The organism is Streptomyces sp. NPDC054849 (assembly GCF_053610945.1).
Genome location: NZ_JBSGZI010000127.1, coordinates 1 through 20,706, shown reverse-complemented (window position 1 = coordinate 20,706; position 20,706 = coordinate 1). Strand labels below are relative to the sequence as shown.

General features: G+C 70.1%; 19 protein-coding genes and 1 riboswitch. Of the genes, 14 read left to right on the top strand and 5 right to left on the bottom strand.

Annotation, left to right across the window (positions count from 1 at the left end):
- Positions 1-170 precede the first annotated feature (170 nt).
- The 10 genes from ACWGIF_RS34320 (at position 171) to ACWGIF_RS34275 (ending at position 10,189) form a co-directional block, all read left to right on the top strand.
- Positions 171-761 (top strand): CDP-alcohol phosphatidyltransferase family protein, encoded by a 591-nt coding sequence (locus ACWGIF_RS34320; protein WP_453503375.1) that lies wholly within the window; start codon positions 171-173, stop codon positions 759-761.
- Between the two features lie 100 nt (positions 762-861).
- Positions 862-3,357 carry a sugar phosphate nucleotidyltransferase gene (locus ACWGIF_RS34315; RefSeq protein WP_453503374.1) on the top strand — a complete coding sequence of 832 codons (2,496 nt, stop codon included), beginning with the start codon at positions 862-864 and terminating at the stop codon, positions 3,355-3,357.
- Between the two features lie 109 nt (positions 3,358-3,466).
- Complete coding sequence (locus ACWGIF_RS34310) at positions 3,467-4,372, top strand: DUF881 domain-containing protein (RefSeq protein ID WP_453503373.1); 906 nt, start codon at positions 3,467-3,469, stop codon at positions 4,370-4,372.
- Positions 4,369-4,701: a small basic family protein gene (locus tag ACWGIF_RS34305; RefSeq protein ID WP_326592415.1), complete on the top strand. Its 333-nt coding sequence runs from the start codon at positions 4,369-4,371 to the stop codon at positions 4,699-4,701. Before ACWGIF_RS34310 ends, ACWGIF_RS34305 begins: the two co-directional genes overlap by 4 nt.
- 5 nt (positions 4,702-4,706) lie before the next feature.
- Complete coding sequence (locus tag ACWGIF_RS34300; RefSeq protein WP_453503371.1) at positions 4,707-5,495, top strand: DUF881 domain-containing protein; 789 nt, start codon at positions 4,707-4,709, stop codon at positions 5,493-5,495.
- A gap of 85 nt (positions 5,496-5,580) precedes the next feature.
- On the top strand, positions 5,581-6,525 hold the full coding sequence (locus tag ACWGIF_RS34295; protein WP_453503376.1) for an FHA domain-containing protein: 945 nt from the start codon (positions 5,581-5,583) through the stop codon (positions 6,523-6,525).
- Positions 6,526-6,545: 20 nt separating this feature from the next.
- Complete coding sequence (gene ftsR / locus ACWGIF_RS34290; RefSeq protein ID WP_453503369.1) at positions 6,546-7,319, top strand: transcriptional regulator FtsR; 774 nt, start codon at positions 6,546-6,548, stop codon at positions 7,317-7,319.
- A 52-nt stretch (positions 7,320-7,371) separates the two neighbouring features.
- On the top strand, positions 7,372-7,845 hold the full coding sequence (locus tag ACWGIF_RS34285) for a bifunctional nuclease family protein (RefSeq protein ID WP_250745191.1): 474 nt from the start codon (positions 7,372-7,374) through the stop codon (positions 7,843-7,845).
- Between the two features lie 180 nt (positions 7,846-8,025).
- The gene (locus ACWGIF_RS34280; protein ID WP_453503367.1) at positions 8,026-8,664 is read left to right on the top strand and encodes a MerR family transcriptional regulator; all 639 of its coding nucleotides are present in this window, start codon (positions 8,026-8,028) and stop codon (positions 8,662-8,664) included.
- A 43-nt stretch (positions 8,665-8,707) separates the two neighbouring features.
- Positions 8,708-10,189: a DNA polymerase IV gene (locus ACWGIF_RS34275; protein WP_453503366.1), complete on the top strand. Its 1,482-nt coding sequence runs from the start codon at positions 8,708-8,710 to the stop codon at positions 10,187-10,189.
- Between the two features lie 83 nt (positions 10,190-10,272).
- Here ACWGIF_RS34275 and ACWGIF_RS34270 read toward each other — a convergent pair whose 3' ends face one another.
- Positions 10,273-10,638 carry a PRC-barrel domain-containing protein gene (locus tag ACWGIF_RS34270; RefSeq protein WP_453503365.1) on the bottom strand — a complete coding sequence of 122 codons (366 nt, stop codon included), beginning with the start codon at positions 10,636-10,638 and terminating at the stop codon, positions 10,273-10,275.
- Positions 10,639-10,751: 113 nt separating this feature from the next.
- A riboswitch (glycine riboswitch) is annotated at positions 10,752-10,850 on the top strand.
- A 196-nt stretch (positions 10,851-11,046) separates the two neighbouring features.
- Here ACWGIF_RS34270 and gcvP point away from each other — a divergent pair.
- Positions 11,047-13,932 carry an aminomethyl-transferring glycine dehydrogenase gene (gene gcvP, locus ACWGIF_RS34265; RefSeq protein ID WP_453503363.1) on the top strand — a complete coding sequence of 962 codons (2,886 nt, stop codon included), beginning with the start codon at positions 11,047-11,049 and terminating at the stop codon, positions 13,930-13,932.
- 110 nt (positions 13,933-14,042) lie between these two features.
- On the opposite strand, the gene ACWGIF_RS34260 is transcribed toward gcvP, so the two are convergent.
- Together ACWGIF_RS34260 and ACWGIF_RS34255 are read right to left on the bottom strand one after the other, a co-directional pair.
- The gene (locus ACWGIF_RS34260; protein WP_030009772.1) at positions 14,043-14,231 is read right to left on the bottom strand and encodes a DUF5999 family protein; all 189 of its coding nucleotides are present in this window, start codon (positions 14,229-14,231) and stop codon (positions 14,043-14,045) included.
- A gap of 261 nt (positions 14,232-14,492) precedes the next feature.
- Positions 14,493-15,113, bottom strand: a complete 621-nt coding sequence (locus ACWGIF_RS34255; protein ID WP_453503362.1) for a hypothetical protein — start codon at positions 15,111-15,113, stop codon at positions 14,493-14,495.
- 493 nt (positions 15,114-15,606) lie between these two features.
- On the opposite strand from ACWGIF_RS34255, the gene ACWGIF_RS34250 reads away from it, so the two are divergent.
- Both ACWGIF_RS34250 and ACWGIF_RS34245 read left to right on the top strand, forming a co-directional pair.
- Positions 15,607-17,139, top strand: coding sequence for a glutamate-cysteine ligase family protein (locus ACWGIF_RS34250; protein ID WP_453503361.1), 1,533 nt, complete (start codon positions 15,607-15,609; stop codon positions 17,137-17,139).
- Between the two features lie 214 nt (positions 17,140-17,353).
- Entirely contained in the window at positions 17,354-18,175 is an 822-nt protein-coding gene (locus ACWGIF_RS34245; RefSeq protein ID WP_453503360.1) for a CPBP family intramembrane glutamic endopeptidase, read from the top strand.
- Positions 18,176-18,220: 45 nt separating this feature from the next.
- Here ACWGIF_RS34245 and ACWGIF_RS34240 read toward each other — a convergent pair whose 3' ends face one another.
- Positions 18,221-19,042, bottom strand: coding sequence for a PhzF family phenazine biosynthesis protein (locus ACWGIF_RS34240; protein ID WP_453503359.1), 822 nt, complete (start codon positions 19,040-19,042; stop codon positions 18,221-18,223).
- 142 nt (positions 19,043-19,184) lie between these two features.
- A complete protein-coding gene (locus tag ACWGIF_RS34235; protein ID WP_453503357.1) occupies positions 19,185-19,721 on the bottom strand; it encodes a DoxX family protein in 537 nt (178 codons plus the stop codon).
- 304 nt (positions 19,722-20,025) lie between these two features.
- Between ACWGIF_RS34235 and ACWGIF_RS34230 the strand changes: the two genes are divergently transcribed.
- A complete protein-coding gene (locus ACWGIF_RS34230) occupies positions 20,026-20,652 on the top strand; it encodes a PadR family transcriptional regulator (protein ID WP_453503356.1) in 627 nt (208 codons plus the stop codon).
- Positions 20,653-20,706: the final 54 nt, after the last annotated feature.

The window sequence follows — 20,706 nt, the reverse complement described above, 5'->3', positions numbered from 1 at the left end:
GGACCCTGTGGGAGAGTAGGACGCCGCCGAACAATCATTGCGGGAAGCCCCGCACCAGACCTTTACCGGTCCGGTGCGGGGCTTTTCTGCGTTCAGGACACGCGTGCGGTCTCCTGTAGGGTCAGGGGGCATCGAACGACCATTTCTACAGTCACAGTGGAGGCCCCCGGGTGGAGGTCCAGGAGACTCGGGTTCAGACTGACCGAATTTTCACCATTCCGAACATCCTGAGCATGGCTCGCCTGGCCGGCGTGCCCCTGTTCCTGTGGTTGATCCTCGCGGAGCACGACGGGTGGGCCCTGGCCGTCCTCATGCTCAGCGGGATCAGCGACTATCTCGACGGGAAGCTTGCGCGGCGCTGGAATCAGATCAGCAACCTCGGCCGGCTGCTGGACCCGGCCGCGGACCGCCTCTACATCCTGTCGACGCTGTTCGGTCTGACCTATCGCGAGATCCTGCCGCTGTGGCTCACCGGAGCCCTGCTCGCGCGTGAGCTGATGTTGCTGGTCATGGTGTGGATCCTGCGCCGTCACGGCTATCCGCCGCCGCAGGTCAACTTCCTCGGCAAGGCCGCGACCTTCAACCTGATGTACGCGTTTCCGTTGCTCCTGCTGAGTGATGGCACGGGTTGGTTGGCCTGGGTGGGGTCAGTTTTCGGATGGGCGTTCGCGGGATGGGGTACAACCCTCTATTGGTGGGCAGGAATCCTTTACGTGGTTCAAGTCCGCCGTCTGGTGAAGGCTGACGCCACGGCCGATTGAGCCCGCCCGGCGCCGGATGACGCGGAGGAGTTGCGAAGTCACCGACCGAGACGGGTGGGAGTCGGCACGACTGTCATCTCTCAAGGAGGACTCTTCCGACATGAAGGCCGTCGTGATGGCCGGTGGCGAAGGCACGCGTCTTCGCCCCATGACCTCAAGCATGCCCAAGCCGCTCCTGCCGGTGGCGAACCGGCCGATCATGGAGCATGTGCTCAGGCTGCTCAAGCGGCATGGGCTTAGCGAGACCGTGGTCACCGTGCAGTTCCTGGCGTCGCTCGTCAAGAACTATTTCGGGGATGGCGAAGAGCTCGGGATGGAGCTCACCTATGCCAACGAGGAGAAGCCACTCGGCACCGCCGGCAGCGTAAAGAATGCCGAGGAGGCCTTGAAGGATGATGCGTTCCTCGTCATTTCCGGCGACGCGCTCACCGACTTCGACCTCACGGATCTGATCCGCTTCCACAAGGAGAAGGGCGCACTCGTCACGGTGTGCCTGACCCGGGTGCCGAATCCGCTGGAATTCGGCATCACGATCGTCGACGAGGAAGGCAAGGTCGAGCGCTTCCTGGAGAAGCCGACCTGGGGCCAGGTTTTCTCGGACACCGTCAACACCGGCATCTACGTCATGGAGCCAGAGGTCTTCGACTACGTGGATCCGGACGTCTCGGTGGACTGGTCCGGCGATGTCTTCCCGCAGCTCATGAAGGAAGGCCGGCCGATCTACGGCTACGTGGCCGAGGGCTACTGGGAGGACGTGGGCACGCACGAGAGCTACGTCAAGGCGCAGGCCGACGTGCTCGAGGGCAAGGTCCAGGTCGACATGGACGGCTTTGAGATCTCGCCCGGGGTGTGGATCGCCGAAGGGGCGGAGGTGAGCCCTGACGCGGTGCTGCGCGGGCCGCTGTACATCGGGGACTACGCCAAGGTCGAGGCCGGCGCGGAGATCCGCGAGCACACCGTCGTCGGGTCGAACGTGGTCGTCAAGAGCGGAGCCTTCCTGCACCGGGCCGTCGTCCACGACAACGTGTACATCGGACCCCACAGCAATCTCCGCGGCTGCGTCATCGGCAAGAACACCGACATCATGCGGGCCGCGCGGATCGAGGACGGGGCCGTCATCGGTGACGAGTGCCTCGTCGGTGAGGAATCGATTGTTCAGGGGAACGTGCGCGTCTACCCCTTCAAGACGATCGAGGCCGGCGCCTTCGTCAACACATCGGTCATCTGGGAGTCCCGCGGACAGGCGCATCTGTTCGGTGCACGGGGAGTCTCCGGGATCCTGAACGTCGAGATCACCCCCGAGGTGGTGGTCCGGCTCGCCGGCGCCTATGCGACGACCCTGAAGAAGGGGGCGATCGTCACCACGGCCCGTGACCACTCCCGAGGCGCCCGAGCGCTCAAGCGGGCCGTGATCTCGGCGCTCCAGGCCAGCGCCATCAACGTACGGGACCTGGAGAACGTCCCGCTTCCGGTGGCGCGCCAGCAGACGGCGCGCGGCAGCGCCGGCGGGATCGTCCTGCGGACCTCGCCCGGGGTGCCGGACTCGGTGGACATCATGTTCCTCGACGAGCGGGGAGCGGACCTCTCGCTCCAGCAGCAGCGCAAGCTGGACCGGGTGTACGCACGCCAGGAGTACCGGCGCGCGTTCCCCGGTGAGATCGGCGACCTGCAGTTCCCGGGCAGTGTCTTCGACGCCTACACGGGCTCGCTGCTGCGGCGTGTGGACATCACCGGGATCGGCGACGCCGGGCTCAAGGTCGTCGTGGACGCCTCCAACGGCAGCGCCGGGCTGGTCCTGCCGAGCCTGCTGGGACGGCTCGGCGTGGACGCCCTCACCATCAATCCCGGGCTCGACGAGTCCAGGCCGACGGAGACCGCGGAGTCCCGGCGGGCCGGGCTGGTGCGGCTGGGGGAGATCGTGGCCTCGGCGCGGGCGGCCTTCGGGGTGCGGTTCGACCCCGTGGGCGAGCGGATCTCCCTCGTGGACGAACGCGGGCGGATCATCGAGGACGACCGGGCGCTCCTGGTGATGCTCGACCTGGTGGCCGCGGAGAAGCGCAGCGGCAAGGTCGCACTGCCGGTCACCACGACGCGGGTCGCCGAGCAGGTGGCGGCTTACCACGGCACGCAGGTGGAGTGGACGACGACCTCGCCGGACGACCTGACCCGCGTGGGCCGGGCGGAGAACACCATCTTCGGCGGGGACGGCCGGGGCGGATTCATCGTCCCGGAGTTCAGCAGCGTCTTCGACGGATCGGCGGCCTTCGTGCAGCTGCTCGGGCTGGTGGCGCGCACGCAGCTCACGCTGAGCCAGATCGACGCCCGGATTCCGCGGGCCCATGTGCTCAAGCGGGACGTGCCGACGCCGTGGGCGGTGAAGGGGCTCGTCATGCGGAGGGTCGTGGAAGTCGCCGGAGAGCGCCAGGTGGACACCACGGACGGGGTGCGGGTGGTCGAGGCCGACGGACGGTGGGCGCTGGTCTTGCCGGACCCGGCGGAAGCCGTCACCCACCTGTGGGCCGAAGGCCCCGACGACGCCTCCGCACAGGCCCTGCTCGACGAGTGGGCGGGCGTGGTGGACGGGGCCGGCCACTGAGTGCCGGGCAGGCGGTGAGTTAGGCGGAAGTCCGGTGGACCCGGCGGGGAGTGCCCCGTCCGGTCCACCGGATGGGCGCATTGGGTGTGTACGGCGCCGACATGCGACGATGTGCGGCATGTCGCAGCCGCCCCCCAACCGGACTCCGGCGTCTCCTGCGCCTGCGCGCCCGGACGCTTCCATGTCGCTGCTGACGCACGTGATGGACCACAGTCTCGACGAGGGCTACGCGGAGGCCTCGGCCCGGCGCGAGGCGGACGGTACGGCGGGTCTGCCCCGCACCCTCCAAGCGAAACTGGGGCTGGCGGCCGGGCTCGTGGTCGCCGCCATGGTCGTCACGCTCGGCGCCGCCGAGGCGCAGATAGACGCGCCGGTGCTGGCCAAGGAGCGTCAGGAACTGATCGACCGGGTGGAGCGGGCCGATGAGCGGGTGCACGGTCTGGAGCGGGACGTCGACCGGCTGAGGACCGATGTCGCCGCGCGCCAGCGGGCGGCCCTCAAGCAGCCGGGCGGGGGCCAGGGGGAACTCGTGGCGCTGCTGTCCGGTGCCACCGAGGTCCGCGGGCCGGGTATCAAGCTCGTGGTGGACGACGCCAAGGACGCTTCCGCGGGCGGTGGCGGACCGCGCGAGAGCTCCGGCTTCTCGGACACCGGCCGGCTCCGCGACCGTGACATGCAGAAGATCGTCAACGGCCTGTGGCAGTCCGGGGCGGAGGCCGTTTCCATCAACGGGCAGCGGCTGACCGCACTGTCGGCGATCAGAGCCGCGGGTGACGCGATACTGGTCGACAACAGGCCGCTGGTGCCGCCGTACGAAGTGCTGGCGGTGGGGGACAAGAAGCGGCTCGGCACGGCTTTCCAGGACTCGGTGGACGGTCAGTACCTGCACGTGCTGCAGGAGAGCTACGGGATCCGCTACACCCTGTCCGCCGCGGACGAGGTGAGGCTGCCGGCCGCCTCCAGTCTGACCGTGCGTACAGCCACACCGGTAGAGCAGCAGAAGGGTGCATCGTGATCGCGGTACTGGGCCTCTTGGCCGGAGTGGTGGTCGGACTTCTGGTCCGGCCCGAAGTACCGGCCGTGGTGGAGCCATATCTGCCGATCGCCGTGGTGGCGGCGCTGGACGCGGTGTTCGGCGGGCTGCGCGCGATGCTGGACGGCATCTTCGTGGACAAGGTCTTCGTGGTGTCGTTCCTGTCGAACGTGGTCGTGGCCGCGCTGATCGTCTTCCTCGGTGACCAGCTCGGCGTCGGCTCGCAGCTGTCGACGGGTGTGGTCGTGGTCCTCGGCATCCGCATCTTCTCCAATGCCGCGGCCATCCGCCGGCACGTGTTCCGGGCGTGAGGCCGATGCGTACGAACGACGGTCCCGAAGAGCCGGACGCTGCGGGGGGCGCGCCGCAGGACGCCCCGGGGCAGCCCGCGGAGACCGGCCGGCAGCGGCTGGTGGCCGGGCTGTGGCCGCCGCGGGTGAGCCGGGCCCAATTGATCGTCGCGCTGCTGCTGTTCGTCCTGGGTCTGGGCCTGGCCATCCAGGTCCGGTCGAACGACTCCGGCGCGCTGCGCGGGGCCCGCCAGGAGGACCTCGTACGGATCCTCGACGAGCTCGACGGCCGGACCCAGCGTCTGGAGGACGAGAAGCAGCGGCTGGAGGATCAGCGGCGGGAGCTGGAGAGCAGCTCCAACCAGGCGGAAGAGGCCCGCAAGCAGACCGTGGAGAAGGAGCGTCAACTCGGGATCCTGGCCGGTACGGTGGCAGCGCAGGGTCCCGGTATCACGCTGAAGATCACCGATCCCACGGGCCAGGTGCAGTCCGACCAGCTGCTGGACACGCTTCAGGAACTGCGGGCGGCGGGGGCCGAGGCGATCCAGATCAACGGGGTGCGCATCGTGGCGGGCTCGTACTTCTCGGACGAGAACGGCGGGGTGGCGATCGACGGTAAGAAGATCACACAACCCTACGAGTTCAAGGTGATCGGCAAGCCCCAGGATCTGGAGCCGGCGCTCAACATCCCCGGCGGTGTCGTGCAGACGCTGGAGAAGGAGCAGGCCACCGTCGCCGTCACACGGTCGGCGAAGATCGTTGTGGATGCCTTGCGGGCTGCGAAGCAGCCTGACTACGCTCGGTCGTCATCGTGATGATGTGGAGTGAGGAGTGGAGCGGCTCACGTCGGCTGAGGCCTGCGGGGGGTCGGCGCACCGAAGTCGCGGTGCGTGGTGGAAACTGTCTGGTGGTTACGGACGTTGTGAGAATGTCCGGGTCGGCAGGTGTCTGCATTCGGAGTTCGTCCTGCCCCACGGGCGGGTCTGTTTCGGTCAAGGGGAATCGCCCGTGAAGTTGTTTGAGAAGTTGTTCGGCAAGAAGAACCGCGAGGAGAGCGGCGCGGCACGCCACCGTGCGGGGCACGGCGACGCGGAGGGGCAGGGCGACCGGCCGCTCTTCCGCGACGAGGTCGCCGGCGCGGGTGATGTTTCCGGCGCCCCCGGCGCGTCGGCTGTTGACCCTGCTGGTACCGGACGCATAGGTTTCAGTGAACCATCAACCTCAAGTGCGGGTGGAGGGTTTGCCCCCGACCCGTATGCCACCAATGCCTCCGCGGGGCAGCCGCGGCGCGAGGAGCCGTCCATGTCGGCCGAGCAGATTTGCAGCAGGTGCGGACACCGCAGCGATGCGGCCAGTCGGTTCTGCTCCAACTGCGGGGCGCCGCTGCGGGCGGGCCTGACGCCGGAGCGTGCCTCGGAGACCACGTCCACCATCTCGATCTCGGGCCTGGAGGCCTACGAGGCCGAGGTGTCGGGACAACCGCACGTGTCGTCCTCGCTGTCCCCCGAGGCCCAGGCCGCGGTGGAAGCACTGCCTCCCGGTTCCGCCCTGCTCATCGTGCGGCGCGGTCCCAACTCAGGCAGCCGCTTCCTGCTGGACGGCGAGCTGACCACGGCCGGCCGGCACCCGCAGAGCGACATCTTCCTGGACGACGTCACCGTCTCCCGGCGCCATGTCGAATTCCGCAGGACCCAGGACGGCGGCTTCACCGTCGCCGACGTCGGCAGCCTCAACGGCACGTACGTGAACCGTGAACCGATCGACTCCGTCGCCCTGCACAACGGCGACGAGGTGCAGATCGGCAAGTACCGGCTGGTCTTCTGCGCGAGCCTGCGGAGCATCTGACCCTGTAAAGGGAAGGTTCCATGCTGCGTACCCCGACCGGCGGTGCCCCGAAGAACGGCACCGCCGGTACCGCCGCCACCGCCGGGCGGCTGGTGAGCATCGGCACCGTGCTCACCACGCTGCGTGACGAGTTCCCCGAAGTCACGATCTCGAAGATCCGCTTTCTGGAGGCGGAGGGTCTCGTCGAGCCCCGGCGCACACCTTCCGGATACCGCAAGTTCAGCTCCGACGACGTGGAGCGGCTCGCCTGCATCCTGCGGCTGCAGCGTGACCACTACCTGCCGCTCAAGGTCATCCGCGAGCAGCTCGACGCGCTCGCACGCGGTGAGCAGATCCGTATCCCGGCGCCCGCGGGGCACGGGGAGGCGGCCGATCCCACCGGTCAGGCGGCCGTCTACGGCGAGGTGGGGCGGGAGCGGCCCACCGTGGCCCGTGTGGGTCGCGCCGAGCTGCTCGCGGCCGCCGACGTGGACGAGGTCCAGCTGGTCGAGTGGGAGTCGTACGGGCTGCTCGCCGAAAGGCCGGACGGCGGGTTCGACGCCGAGGCGGTCACGGTGGCCCGGCTGGTGGCCGACCTCGGGCGCTTCGGACTGGAACCCCGGCACCTGCGCGCCATGAAGGCCGCTGCGGACCGCGAGGCGGGTCTGGTGGAGCAGGTCGTGGCACCGCTGCGCCGGCATCGCAATCCGCAGACCAGGGCGCATGCGGAGGCCACCATGAAAGAGCTCGCGGGGCTCTCCGTACGGCTCCACGAGGCGCTCGTGCAGACCGCTCTCGGGGTTCGACTGAGGTGACGCAGGGGGGCCCGACTACCCAAACCTGCCGGGCAGGTCCTAGGGTTGCTGTGTGAACGAGCTCGACGTTGTGGGTGTCCGGGTGGAAATGCCCTCCAACCAACCGATCGTGCTCCTGCGTGAAGTGGGAGGCGACCGGTACCTCCCCATCTGGATCGGACCTGGGGAGGCGACCGCCATTGCCTTCGCGCAGCAGGGGATGGCCCCTGCCCGGCCGCTGACGCACGACCTGTTCAAGGACGTGCTGGAGGCGATCGGCGAGGAGCTCACCGAGGTCCGGATCACGGATCTGCGGGAGGGCGTCTTCTACGCGGAGCTCGTCTTCGCCAGCGGGGTCGAGGTGAGCGCGCGGCCGTCCGACGCCATAGCGCTCGCCCTGCGGACGGGGACGCCGATCTTCGGCAGTGACGGCGTGCTCGACGACGCCGGAATCGCCATTCCGGACGAGCAGGAGGACGAGGTGGAGAAGTTCCGCGAGTTCCTCGATCAGATCTCGCCCGAGGACTTCGGCACCGGCCCGCAGTGAGGCGCCGAGCGCGTCCTCTTCACGGTACTTTCGGCCCATTCGAGTAGCCTTTCCCCATAAAGGGATACGGGAAACCACTCTCAGGGTGATTATCACTCGGCGTGCCGAGTGTGGCGATCGTTGACGCACCCCTGGTGACTGCCTACCTTCGAGGTGGGCAGGCAAGGACGGAGGGTCGGCGTGAGGATCACGGGCGACGGTACGACCGGGGGTACCCCCGCACGGAGTGACGCTGGGCCGTATCCGCTGCACGGCGGTGCGGTCGGTTCCGCGCACCGTCAGCCGGAGTCGACGCCGGTCGGACCGGTGGGCGGGGACCCGGCGCCCGAGCAGATCGGATACCGCGGGCCGACGGCGTGCGCCGCGGCCGGCATCACCTATCGACAGCTCGACTACTGGGCGCGCACCGGGCTGGTCGAGCCCAGTGTGCGTGCGGCGTACGGCTCGGGCACGCAGCGGCTCTACAGCTTCCGCGACGTCGTCGTCCTCAAGATCGTCAAGCGTTTCCTGGACACCGGGGTGGCGCTGCAGAACATCCGTACGGCCGTGCAGCACCTGCATGACCGCGAGTTCTCGGATCTCGAGCGCATGACGCTGATGAGCGACGGCGCCACCGTGTACGAGTGCACCTCGCCGGATCAGGTCGTGAGTCTGCTCCAGGGCGGGCAGGGCGTCTTCGGCATCGCCGTGGGCGTGGCGTGGCGCGATGTGGAGAGCGCGCTGTCGCAGCTGCACGGGGAGCGCGTGGACACCGGCGAGACCCTGGTCAGACACAACCCGACGGACGAGCTGGCGGCCCGGCGCAACCGCGCCGTCTGATCCGGCCCCGGAAATGTCAGTGCCGTAGGGCAGCATCGGGGCTGTGAGAGCCGCGCCGACCATCCTGCATCTGGACATGGATGCCTTCTACGCCTCCGTCGAACAGGCGTCGAAGCCCAGCCTGCGGGGGAAGGCCGTCATCGTCGGCGGGCTGGGGCCGCGCGGGGTCGTCGCCACGGCGTCGTACGAGGCCAGGCGGTTCGGGGTGCACTCGGCCATGCCGATGGCGCAGGCGCGGCGGCTCTGCCCGAACGGCGCCTGTCTGATCCCGCGCTTCAGCCTCTACCGACAGGTCAGTGACGTGGTGATGGCCATGCTGCGGGAGCTGTCGCCGCTGGTGGAGCCGCTCAGCCTGGACGAGGCGTTCGTGGATCTGGAGGCCGGCGGGGTCGCCTTCGACGCGCCGACCGCCCGGGCGACGGGGGAGCGGCTGCGGGCGGACATCAGGGCCGCCACGGGGCTCAGCGGCTCGGTGGGACTGGCCGGGTCGAAGATGCTGGCCAAGGTGGCCTCCGAGGAGGCCAAGCCCGCCGGGCTGCTGTTGATCGAGCCGGGGACGGAGCGGGAACTGCTCGCGCCGATGTCGGTACGGACCCTGCCCGGGGTGGGGCCGGCCACCGGCGAGCACCTGCGGCGCGCCGGCATCACCACGGTGGGCGAGCTGGTGGAGGCCGGGGACGACGAGCTGGTCCGGATGGTCGGCCGCGCGCACGGTACGGGCCTGTACCGGATGGCGCTGGGGCTGGACGACCGGCCGGTGGTCGCGGAGCGGGACGCGAAGTCCGTATCGGTCGAGGACACCTTCGACGTGGATCTGCACGACCGGGTACGGATCCGGAACGAGGTGCAGAGGCTCGCCGACCGGTGTGTCCAGCGGCTCAAGGGGTCGGGGCACTCGGGGCGCACGATCGTGCTCAAGGTGCGGCGGTACGACTTCTCCACGCTGACGCGGTCCGAGACGCTGCGGGGGCCCACGGACGACCCCGGAGTGGTGCGGGAGGCGGCGGCGAGGCTGCTGGAAGGGGTGGACACCACGGGCGGCGTGCGACTGCTGGGGGTGGGGGTGACCGGGCTGGCGGACTACACCCAGGAGGACCTGTTCGCGCAGGTGCTCGCCGCCGAGCCGGATGCGGCCGCCGGTGCGACGGACAGGGGCGGTGGAGGCGGTGCGGACGGCACGGGGGGCGTGACCGAGTCGGAGGCGGCCTCTGGCGGTGCCCCAGGGGCCGCAGGGGCTGCAGGTGCCGCAGGGGCCTCAGGGCCCCAGGAGGGTGGGGATCCGTCCGCCGCTCCGGAGCCGGCACCGGAGCGGCGGTGGGCGGCCGGGAGCGACGTACGGCACGCCCTGTACGGGCCCGGATGGGTGCAGGGCAGCGGCGTCGGGAGGGTGACCGTACGGTTCGAACAGCCCGGATCGGAGCCCGGCCGGGTGCGGACCTTCCGGGTGGACGACCCCGAGCTGGAGCCGTCCGATCCGCTGCCGCTGGTGGGGGACGCAGAACCGGGTGCCGCCGACCGGGCCTGAGCCGAAGGCCCGATCCGCAAGGCCTGATCTGCAGCATCCGGGAGTCCGGAAGCCCGGCAGCTGGGTCCTCCGCCGCCCGACGATCAGCCCTCGTCTCCCGCCAGGTGTCCGAAGTCGTGGCGGAACTCGCTCGGCAGGGTCGTGTCCAGGCCGTAGTGGTGGTAGAGCTGCAGCTCCTGTTCCGGGGAGAGGTGGCGGCCGACTCCGAAGTCCGGGGCGTCCCTGATGAGGGAGCGGTCGAAGGGCACCCGCAGGGTGTCGCCCACCATCTCGCTCGGCTCCAGCGGGACGAAGGCGTCCCGGCTGAACATGCCCGTACGGACGGCCGCCCATTCCGGAACGCCCGTGGCATCGTCGAGGTAGACCTCGTCGATGGTGCCGATCTTGGTGCCGTTGCGGTCGAACGCCTTGCGGCCGATCAGGCTGCGCGGATCGATGTCGGTCTGCACGGTCCCTCCAATTGGTCGCAACTCCTCCGTAATGACTACAGAAGTGCATTTCAGCAGCGGGGGCCACTCGGGGGAGGGCCCGGATCCTCGCTGGTAGGCTGGGTGACGGCTGTCGACCCTGTGCGGGAGAGTCCTCCGAGTGAGCAAGACGGAGGCGCCGAAGGAGCAAATCCTCCCCGGAATCTCTCAGGCATACGTACCGCACGGACGAGGCCACTCTGGAAAGCAGGGGCGGGTACCGGGCGCGTAGTGCCGGTTCCTCTCCTCACCGACGGTGAAAGCCGGAGCTCTCGGGCGAACCCCCTGACTCCGGTGAAACTCTCAGGTTGAGATGACAGAGGGGGAGGCCGTCCGGGTGCCCGCGCCGTGGTGCCCCTCGCAGGTCATACGACCAGGAGGCCTCCGTACATGACCGCCAACCGCATTCCGCTCTCCCAGCTGGAGCGAGGCATCCCCTTCGAACAGCGCCACATCGGCCCTGATGCCGAGGCGCAGGCGAAGATGCTCGCCCATGTGGGCTACGGCTCCCTGGACGAACTGACCGCCGCCGCGGTCCCGGATGTGATCAAGACCGCCGAGGCGCTGAACCTGCCCGAGGCGCGCACCGAGGCCGAGGTGCTGGCCGAGCTGCGCTCGCTCGCCGACCGCAACCAGGTCCTCTCCTCCATGATCGGTCTCGGCTACTACGGGACCTTCACGCCGCCCGTCATCCTCCGCAACGTCATGGAGAACCCGGCCTGGTACACGGCGTACACGCCGTACCAGCCGGAGATCTCGCAGGGCCGCCTGGAGGCCCTCCTGAACTTCCAGACCGTCGTCGCCGACCTCACCGGCCTGCCGACCTCGGGCGCCTCGCTGCTCGACGAGGGCACCGCGGCCGCCGAGGCCATGACGCTGGCCCGCCGCGTGGGCAAGGCCAAGGGCAACGTCTTCCTCGTGGACGCCGACGCGCTGCCGCAGACCATCGCGGTCATCGAGACACGCGCCGAGCCGATCGGCATCGAGGTCGTCGTCGCCGACCTGTCCGCCGGCATCCCCGCCGAGATCGCCGAGCGTGGTGTCTACGGCGTGCTGGTCCAGTACCCGGGTGCCTCGGGCGCCGTCCGCGACATCAAGCCCGTCATCGACCAGGCCCACGAGCTCGGCGCGATCGTCGCCGTGTCCGCGGACCTGCTCGCGCTGACCCTGCTTACCTCGCCGGGTGCGCTGGGCGCGGACATCGCCGTCGGCACCACCCAGCGCTTCGGTGTCCCGATGGGCTTCGGCGGACCGCACGCCGGCTACATGGCCGTCCAGGACAAGCACGCCCGCTCGCTGCCCGGCCGCCTCGTCGGCGTCTCGGTGGACGCGGACGGCAACAAGGCGTACCGCCTGGCCCTGCAGACCCGCGAGCAGCACATCCGCCGCGAGAAGGCCACCAGTAACATCTGCACCGCGCAGGTGCTGCTCGCCGTCATGGCCGGCATGTACGCCGTCTACCACGGTCCGGACGGCCTGCGGACGATCGCCCGCCGGACCCACCGCTACGCGGCCCTGCTCGCCGCGGGCCTGACGGCCGGCGGGGTCGAGATCGTGCACGGCTCGTACTTCGACACCGTCACCGCCCGTGTTCCGGGCCGTGCCGCCGAGGTCGTCGCCGCCGCCCGCGAGGGAGGGGTCAACCTGTACCGGGTCGACGCCGACCTCGTCTCCGTCGCCTGCGACGAGACCACCCTGCGCGCCGACATCGAGGCCGTCTGGGCCGCCTTCGGTGTCACCGCCGACATCGAGGCGCTCGACGCGACCACGGACGAGACCCTGCCCGAGGGCCTGCTGCGCTCGGACGAGTACCTGACGCACCCGGTCTTCCACCAGCACCGCTCCGAGACCGCGATGCTGCGCTACCTGCGCAAGCTGTCGGACAAGGACTACGCGCTGGACCGCGGCATGATCCCGCTGGGCTCCTGCACCATGAAGCTCAACGCGACCACCGAGATGGAGCCGGTGACCAGGCCCGAGTTCGGCCAGCTGCACCCCTTCGCCCCCGTGGAGCAGGCCGAGGGCTACCTCACGCTCATCAACGAGCTGGAGGAACGTCTCTGCGAGGTCACCGGCTACGACAAGGTCTCCATCCAGCCGAACGCCGGCTCCCAGGGTGAGCTCGCCGGTCTGCTGGCCGTCCGCGCCTACCACCGCGCGAACGGCGACGAGCAGCGCACCATCTGCCTCATCCCGTCCTCCGCGCACGGCACCAACGCCGCGAGCGCCGTGATGGCCGGCATGAAGGTCGTCGTCGTCAAGACCGCCGACGACGGCGAGGTGGACGCGGACGACCTGCGCGCCAAGATCGAGCAGCACCGCGACGAGCTCGCCGTGCTGATGATCACCTACCCGTCCACGCACGGTGTGTTCGAGGAGCACGTCGCCGACATCTGCGCCCAGGTGCACGAGGCCGGCGGCCAGGTCTACGTCGACGGCGCCAACCTGAACGCCCTGGTCGGCCTCGCCAAGCCGGGTCACTTCGGCGGCGACGTCTCGCACCTGAACCTGCACAAGACCTTCTGTATCCCGCACGGCGGCGGCGGTCCGGGCGTCGGCCCGGTCGGTGTCCGGGCGCACCTGGCCCCGTACCTGCCGAACCACCCGCTCCAGCCGACCGCGGGGCCGGAGACGGGCGTCGGCCCGATCTCGGCCGCACCGTGGGGCTCGGCCGGCATCCTGCCGATCTCCTGGTCGTACGTGCGCCTCATGGGCGGCGAGGGCCTCAAGCGCGCCACCCAGGTGGCGGTGCTCGGCGCGAACTACATCGCCAAGCGCCTTGAGCCGCACTACCCGGTGCTCTACACGGGCCCGGGCAATCTGGTCGCGCACGAGTGCATCATCGACCTGCGCCCGCTGTCGAAGGCCACGGGTGTGAGCGTGGACGACATCGCCAAGCGTCTGATCGACTACGGCTTCCACGCGCCGACGATGTCCTTCCCGGTCGCCGGCACGCTGATGATCGAGCCGACGGAGTCCGAGGACCTCGCCGAGATCGACCGCTTCTGCGACGCGATGATCGCGATCCGCGGCGAGATCGAGCGGGTCGCGGGCGGCGAGTGGCCGGTGGACGACAACCCGCTGGCGAACTCCCCGCACACCGCGGCGGCTCTGGGCGGCGAGTGGAACCACCCGTACACCCGGGACGAGGCCGTCTTCCCGGGCGGGGTCACGGCCGCAGAGAAGTACTGGCCGCCGGTGCGCCGCATCGACGGTGCGTTCGGCGACCGCAACCTCGTGTGCTCCTGCCCGCCGCTGGACGAGTACGACAACTGAGCCGTCCAGCGACGGATGAGCGTCGTATGACATGAGCAAGGGGCCGGTCGGGAGAGTCTCCCGGACCGGCCCCTTCCTCGTGGCCGCCGTCGGTCGGGTCTCTTCGTCGCCTACGCCGCCGCGAGCGGGCGGTGCGGGGCGATGATCTGGCCGTCCGGCAGCAGCTCACCGGTGTCCTCGAAGAGCAGGACGCCATTGCACAGCAGGCTCCAGCCCTGTTCCGGGTGGTTGGCCACAGGGCGCGCGGCCTCCCGGTCGGCGGATTCGGCTGACGGGCAGGCTGGCTGGTGCTGGCACATGGATGCGTTCTTTCGCTGCGGTGTGGTCTGCGTGCTACGGCTCGATGCGTGATTCATGGCCGTCCCCCTGGGTCATCCCCGCACCCGCGGGGAGCGTGTCCTCAGTCTTCCCCCACGACAGCCGCTTCGCAGGTATTTCCCGGCAGCTGTCCTCACAGATTGAGGACGCATCACTCGTGCGGGCGGTTCAGGCCAACTCCCCTGTCATTTCGGATGGTTCGCGGATGGCCCCAAGGGACTAGGCCGGATGGGTGAATCGGGTCAGGCGGCGGGCGCGGCCAGTGAAGGAGGGGCCGGGGCCGCAGCGGGGGTCAGCCGGTGAGTGAGCACGGGCAGCAGCTCGGAGACCGGATGCGGCCGGTACGCGGCGATGCCGGGCGGCGCCGGGGCCAGTGGCACCAGCAGGTCCTCGCCGGCGGGCAGGCCGGCGGAAGGGTCGGCTCCCACCGCACCGTGCAGCCACAGGGTCAGCATGTACAGCTCCGGTACGGACAGCAGCCGCGGCTGGTAGCTCGTGCCCAGGGACTCCGCCTGGCGCAGGGCGCGCTCGGTGGCGGCGATGTAGGGCCCCTCGAAGAAATGGGAGAAGGCCCAGCCGTCCGGGGTCAGCCGGGTGTCGGCCGCGGCGACGTGGCGGTCCCCGCTGCGGATCAGGAACCGCCAGCCGGTCAGCCGCGTACGGGGCGGCCTGCCCCCGGCCGTGAGACCCGACATGTCGAGCCGGTCGAGGACGTGGACCGGAAGGGCGAGCTCGGCGGTCAGCGGCCCCTGGACCGTGCGCAGGGCCGGAGTGTGCGCCTCGTGGACGGCGGTGGGGGAACCGAGTGCCGCGAGGACGCTGCGCAGGGCGGGCGCGGGAGCCGGAGGGACATGCAGCGGCATGGTGGGTCGCCTCTCACTTGGGAGACCTGTGGAACGGGGGCAGGTGCGGACGGCGTTGTCGCATTCTGGGGCCAGAGGGGGGCCGAGGGGCAATGGCCGCGCGCCAACTCTCTGCCTCGTGCGCGGAGTTTATACGACATGTGTTCACGCAGTGTTTCGGCTAGCTGTCCGGCCTATTGCCGACAAGGTGCTTACCGGTCCCGCTGACATGGCATTCATGCCGGATGCGCGCGAACGTGCCGCGCTGACCTCGGAGGTTACCGGAAGGGGGCTCGGCTGGAAAGCGCCGGTTTTACGGAACGGGCAAAAGCGAAGAGGAATTTGCGCAACGCGACTTGCCAGGTGAATGTGCCGAAGCGCCCTTCGGCCAAACCGGCGCGCGCTCCTCGCCACGCACGCCCCCTCGGCGTTATGGATCACGATGCCGGGGCATCATCGACCGTACATGCGCGCCTGGATGCCCTGGGCCAGGCCACTGAGGAGGGACTCTTCGATGGGGGAGAAGGTCGTGGCGGGCGGATTCGACCTGTCCGATCGGCAGCGGTATCGAAGGAAGCTTCACGAGTGTCTGGAGGGACTGGAGATACTCCTGGCGGAGAAGAGGTTCGATCGCCCGAAGAACATGATGGGGCTGGAGATCGAGCTGAATCTCGCGGGTGCCGACGGGTTGCCGAGAATGATGAATGCCCAGGTGCTGGAGCGGATTGCGAGCCCCGATTTCCAGACGGAGCTGGGAATGTTCAATCTGGAGGTGAACGTCCTTCCGCACCGGCTCGGCGGCCGGGTATTCGACCAGCTCGCCGAGGAACTCAGTGCGGGGCTCGGCTATGCCCACCGGCAGGCTGCGGAGATCGACGCCGGTGTGGTGATGATCGGTATTCTGCCGACGATCTCCCGCGCCGACCTGGTCACCGCGAACCTCTCGGCGGTGGACCGCTACTCACTGCTCAATGAGCAGATCCTGATGATGCGCGGCGAGGACTTCACGCTCGACATCGACGGTGTCGAGCGGCTGATCTGGACCTCCGGGTCGATCGTGCCGGAGGCCGCCTGCACCTCCGTACAGCTGCACCTGCAGGTGACGCCGGCCCGGTTCTCGGCGGTGTGGAACGCGGCCCAGGCGGTGGCCGCGGCGCAGATAGCCGTCGGCGCCAACTCGCCCTTCCTGTTCGGGCGCGAGCTGTGGCGGGAGTCCCGGCCGCCGCTCTTCACGCAGGCCACCGACACCCGGCCGCCCGAGCTCCAGGCCCAGGGTGTCCGGCCGCGCACCTGGTTCGGGGAGCGGTGGGTGGACTCGGCGTACGAGCTCTTCGCCGAGAACGTCCGCTACTTCCCGTCCCTGCTGCCGATATGCGACGAGGAGGAGCCGCTGCGGGTGCTCGCCGGGGGCGGGGTGCCGGGGCTGCAGGAGCTGGTCCTGCACAACGGCACCGTCTACCGGTGGAACCGGCCCGTCTACGGCGTCGCGGACGGGATACCCCACCTGCGGGTGGAGAACCGGGTGCTGCCGGCCGGGCCGACGGTCGCCGACGTCGTCGCCAACGCCGCCTTCTACTACGGGCTCGTCCGCACGCTGGCCGACGAGCCGCGCCCGGTGTGGACCCGGCTGCCCTTCGCCGAGGCCGAGGCGAACTTCGACGCGGCCTGCCGATACGGGATCGACGCGCGGCTGCGGTGGCCGCGCCGGGGCCGGGCCGGGGGGCTGGCGAGTGTGCCCGCCGTGCGGCTGGTCCTGGACGAGCTGCTGCCGATGGCGGCCGCGGGGCTGGACGCCTGGGGCATCGAGCCCGCGGACCGGGACCACTACCTCGGCATCATCGAGGAGCGCTGCCGGCGGCGGGTGAACGGGGCGACCTGGCAGGTGGACACCTACCACCGGGCGCTCGCGACCGGGCTGGAGCGGGACGAGGCCCTGGCCGCGACCACGCGCCGGTACACCGAGCTGATGCACAAGGGCGACCCCGTGCACACCTGGCCCGTGGGCCTGGCCGAGGAGGTGAGCGCCTCCGTGCCGGCGGTGCGCTGAGCAGCCCGGCCTGCGCTGGGCCGGTGTGGCGTCCTGCCGTCCTGTCCAGCGCCGGGCCGTCCTGCTGTCCTGTCGTCCTGTCCAACGCCGGGCCCTGAGGCGGGGACCGCCGCGCGTCCGCCGGGCCGTCCGTCGATCCCGGTGATCCGGGTGATCCCACCCGCAGTGATCCTCCCGGTCCGCCGAGGAGGCAGTATGGGGTGGTCGCAACGGGATGGCAGGACGGGAGTCGGGCGTGCGGGCGGATCCGGAGCCGGTGTTCGTGGAGCTGAGCGAGGGCGGGCGGCGCAGCCTTCTGCGTACCGAGACCCTGCTCGTCCTGGCGCTGTCGCTGGGAGCCAGCGGGTTCTCCGCGCTGATCAGCTTCATAGGCTCGCTCACCAAACCGGGCGGCCTCAAGGACCAGGCCGCCACGCTCAACGGCTCGTACGCCCCCGGGCGGCCCTGGCTGGACCTGGCCTGGCAGCTGTTCGGCATCGCGACCGCACTGATCCCCGTCCTGCTGGTGGCGCACCTCCTGACCCGGGAGGGCGCACCCGGGCTGCGGGTCCTGGGCTTCGACCGCACCCGGCCCCTGTGGGACCTATGCCGGGGCGCTCTCGTCGCGGCCGGGATCGGGAGCGCGGGGCTGGCCTTCTACCTGGGCGCCCGGGCCACCGGCTTCAACCTCACGGTGGTGCCGGAGGCGCTGCCCGACGTGTGGTGGAAGTTCCCCGTACTGATCCTCTCCGCGATCCAGAACTCCGTGGTGGAGGAGGTCATCGTGCTGGCCTACCTGCTGCGCCGGCTCGACCAGCTGGGCTGGTCGCCGATGACCGCGCTGCTGGCCAGCTCCGTGCTGCGCGGCTCCTACCACCTCTATCAGGGCATCGGCGGATTCATCGGCAACGTGGTGATGGGCGTCGTCTTCGTCCTCGCCTACCGCCGCTGGGGACGGGTGGGACCGCTCGTCGTCGCGCACGCACTGCTCGACATCGTGGCCTTCGCCGGGTACGCCCTGCTCGCGGGCAGGGTGGACTGGCTGCCGACGCCGTGACGGGCGGGACCCGGCACGGCGCCCGGCGCGTTCACCGCCCTCCGCTCACGGGGCGGTGAGGAGTTCCCCGTCGAGCACGGTGACCGCGTGACCCGTCAGCAGAGTGCGTTCGCCCGCCAGGGTCACCCGTACGAGCCCCTGTCGCGCACCTCCCTGGAGGCCGGTCAGCTCGGTACGGCCCAGGCGCTGTGCCCAGAACGGGGCGAGCGCGGTGTGGGCGCTCCCGGTCACCGGGTCCTCGTCGATCCCGAAGGACGGGAAGAAGCCACGGGAGACGAAGTCGTACCCGAGGGACGGGTTCTCGGCGGCCGCCGTGACGATCACCCCCCGCTTGGCGAAGGCGCGCAGAGCGCCGTGATCCGGGTCCAGTTCGCGGACGGTCTTCTCGTCGGCGAGCTCGATCAGCAGGTCGCCGATGTGCGCGGAGGTGTCGTGCACGGAGAGGATCGGCGCCCCGCCGAGCGCATGGGCCACAGCGGTAGGCGCCGGGACCGGCGTCAGTGAGGACGTCGGAAAGTCCATGGTGATCGTGCCGTCCTCGGCGGTCTCGGCCGTGAGGACGCCGCAGCGCGCGGAGAACCGGATCAGTCCCGTGGCGAGGCCACCGGTCTTCAGCACGTGCGCCGTGGCGAGCGTGGCGTGGCCGCACATGTCGACCTCGGCGACCGGGGTGAACCAGCGCAGCGCCCAGTCGGCGTCCCCGCCGGGCGGCAGGGGGTGGGCGAAGGCGGTCTCGGAGAGGTTCACCTCGGCGGCGACCTGCTGGAGCCAGGCGTCCGGGGGGAACGCGGTGTCGAGGATCAGGACTCCGGCGGGGTTCCCATGGAACGGGCGGTCGGTGAAGGCGTCGACGATTCGGATGCGCATGCACCGACGTTAGGGCGGTTCCCCGATCGCCGACAAAGGCCAATTCGGGGTGACTGGTCTCCTGTTGCGAACCGGGGGCCGAGCGGGTGTCGCCCTCGGGTGGTCGACCTCGTGCTCGCCCCTCCATGCGCCGGCTTCAGGATCAGTCCCGTACCAGCAGCACCGCGGCAGCCAGGGCGACCCCCAGGGCGAGGGCGAGGAAGCCGTGGACCAGCCGGTGGTCGCGGAGCACCGGCACGAACCGGTCCAGGGCGAAGCGGCCGGGACCGGTGAGCGCGATGGTGACGGACGCGGCGATGATCAGGGACTCGAACTCGATCCCTTCCTGGCCGAGCACGGAGCCGGTCCACTTGACCGCGATGGCGTTGATCATGACGCCGACGATGCCGGCGGCGGCCAGCGGGGTGAACAGGCCGAGGATCAGGCCCAGACCTCCCAGCGTCTCGGTCAGGCCCGCGATTCCCGCCATGGTCTCGCCCGCCGGGTAGCCGGCCTTGCTGAAGAACATGCCCGTGACCTTGATGCCGGGGCCGTCGAACCACTGGAACAGCTTCTGTGTTCCATGGACGGCCATGATCGCGCCGAGCACGACGCGCAGCACGGGCATACCGACGTCCCAGGGGGTGATTCTGCCGCCGGACGTGGTGCGGGGAGCAGCGGAGAAGAGGGTGGTGGTCATCGTGGCTCTTTCTGTCGAGGGCGAGGGCGAGGGCGAGGGCGAGGGGCCGGCCGGACGGGACGGGACTCTCGGCGAGTCCCGTCCGGAAGCCGACCCGCGGGTTGCGGGGGCGGAGCGATCTCTCCGTGACGGACATCCCACCCAGGGTGACGAACGGTCGGGAGGGCTGCCTGGCGGGCGATGCCCGGGTCTCTACTAGTTGAACTATTGCCGATATATCGTTGACGCATCGCGATCGCTCATCGATAGTGGAGATATCGGAGAACCGATGTCCACATCACGACGTGACGAAAGGAGCGAGGTCATGCGTTCACACGGACAGCACGGACACGGCCCCGGCCACGGGCATGAGCACGGACGGGGCCACGGTCACTGCGGGCCTGATCGTCGGGAGGGGTATCCGGGGCGGCGAGCCGCCTTTGGGCCGTTCGGGCCGCCCTTCGGTGGAGGGCCCTTCGGCGGCCGCGGCGGGCGTGGGGGACCGCGGGGCCGGGCGCGGCGCGGTGACGTGCGCGCCTCGATCCTGGCGCTGCTCGCCGACCGGCCGATGCACGGCTACGAGATGATCCAGGAGATCGGCGAGCGCAGCGGCGGGGCCTGGAAGCCCAGCCCGGGCTCCGTCTATCCGACCCTGCAGCTGCTCGAGGACGAGGGGCTCATCACCAACGAGAGCGAGGGCGGCAAGAAGCTGTTCACGCTCACCGACGCCGGCCGTGCCGAGGCCGAGTCGGGCCCGGACGCCCCGTGGGCGGATGCCGGGCGCGGCTTCGACTTCGAGGCGATGCAGGAGGTCAGGACGGCCGGCATCGGCCTGATGGAGGCCTTCGCGCAGGTCTTCAAGACCGGCACCCCCGAGCAGCGGGAGAAGGCGGTGGGGGTCGTCAACGACGCCCGCAAGAAGCTCTACCTGATCCTGGCCGACGAGCACTGAGTGCGCCCGCCCGGTCCTCCCCGTAACGAGCGGCGCGCCCCGCGAGTCTTCTCG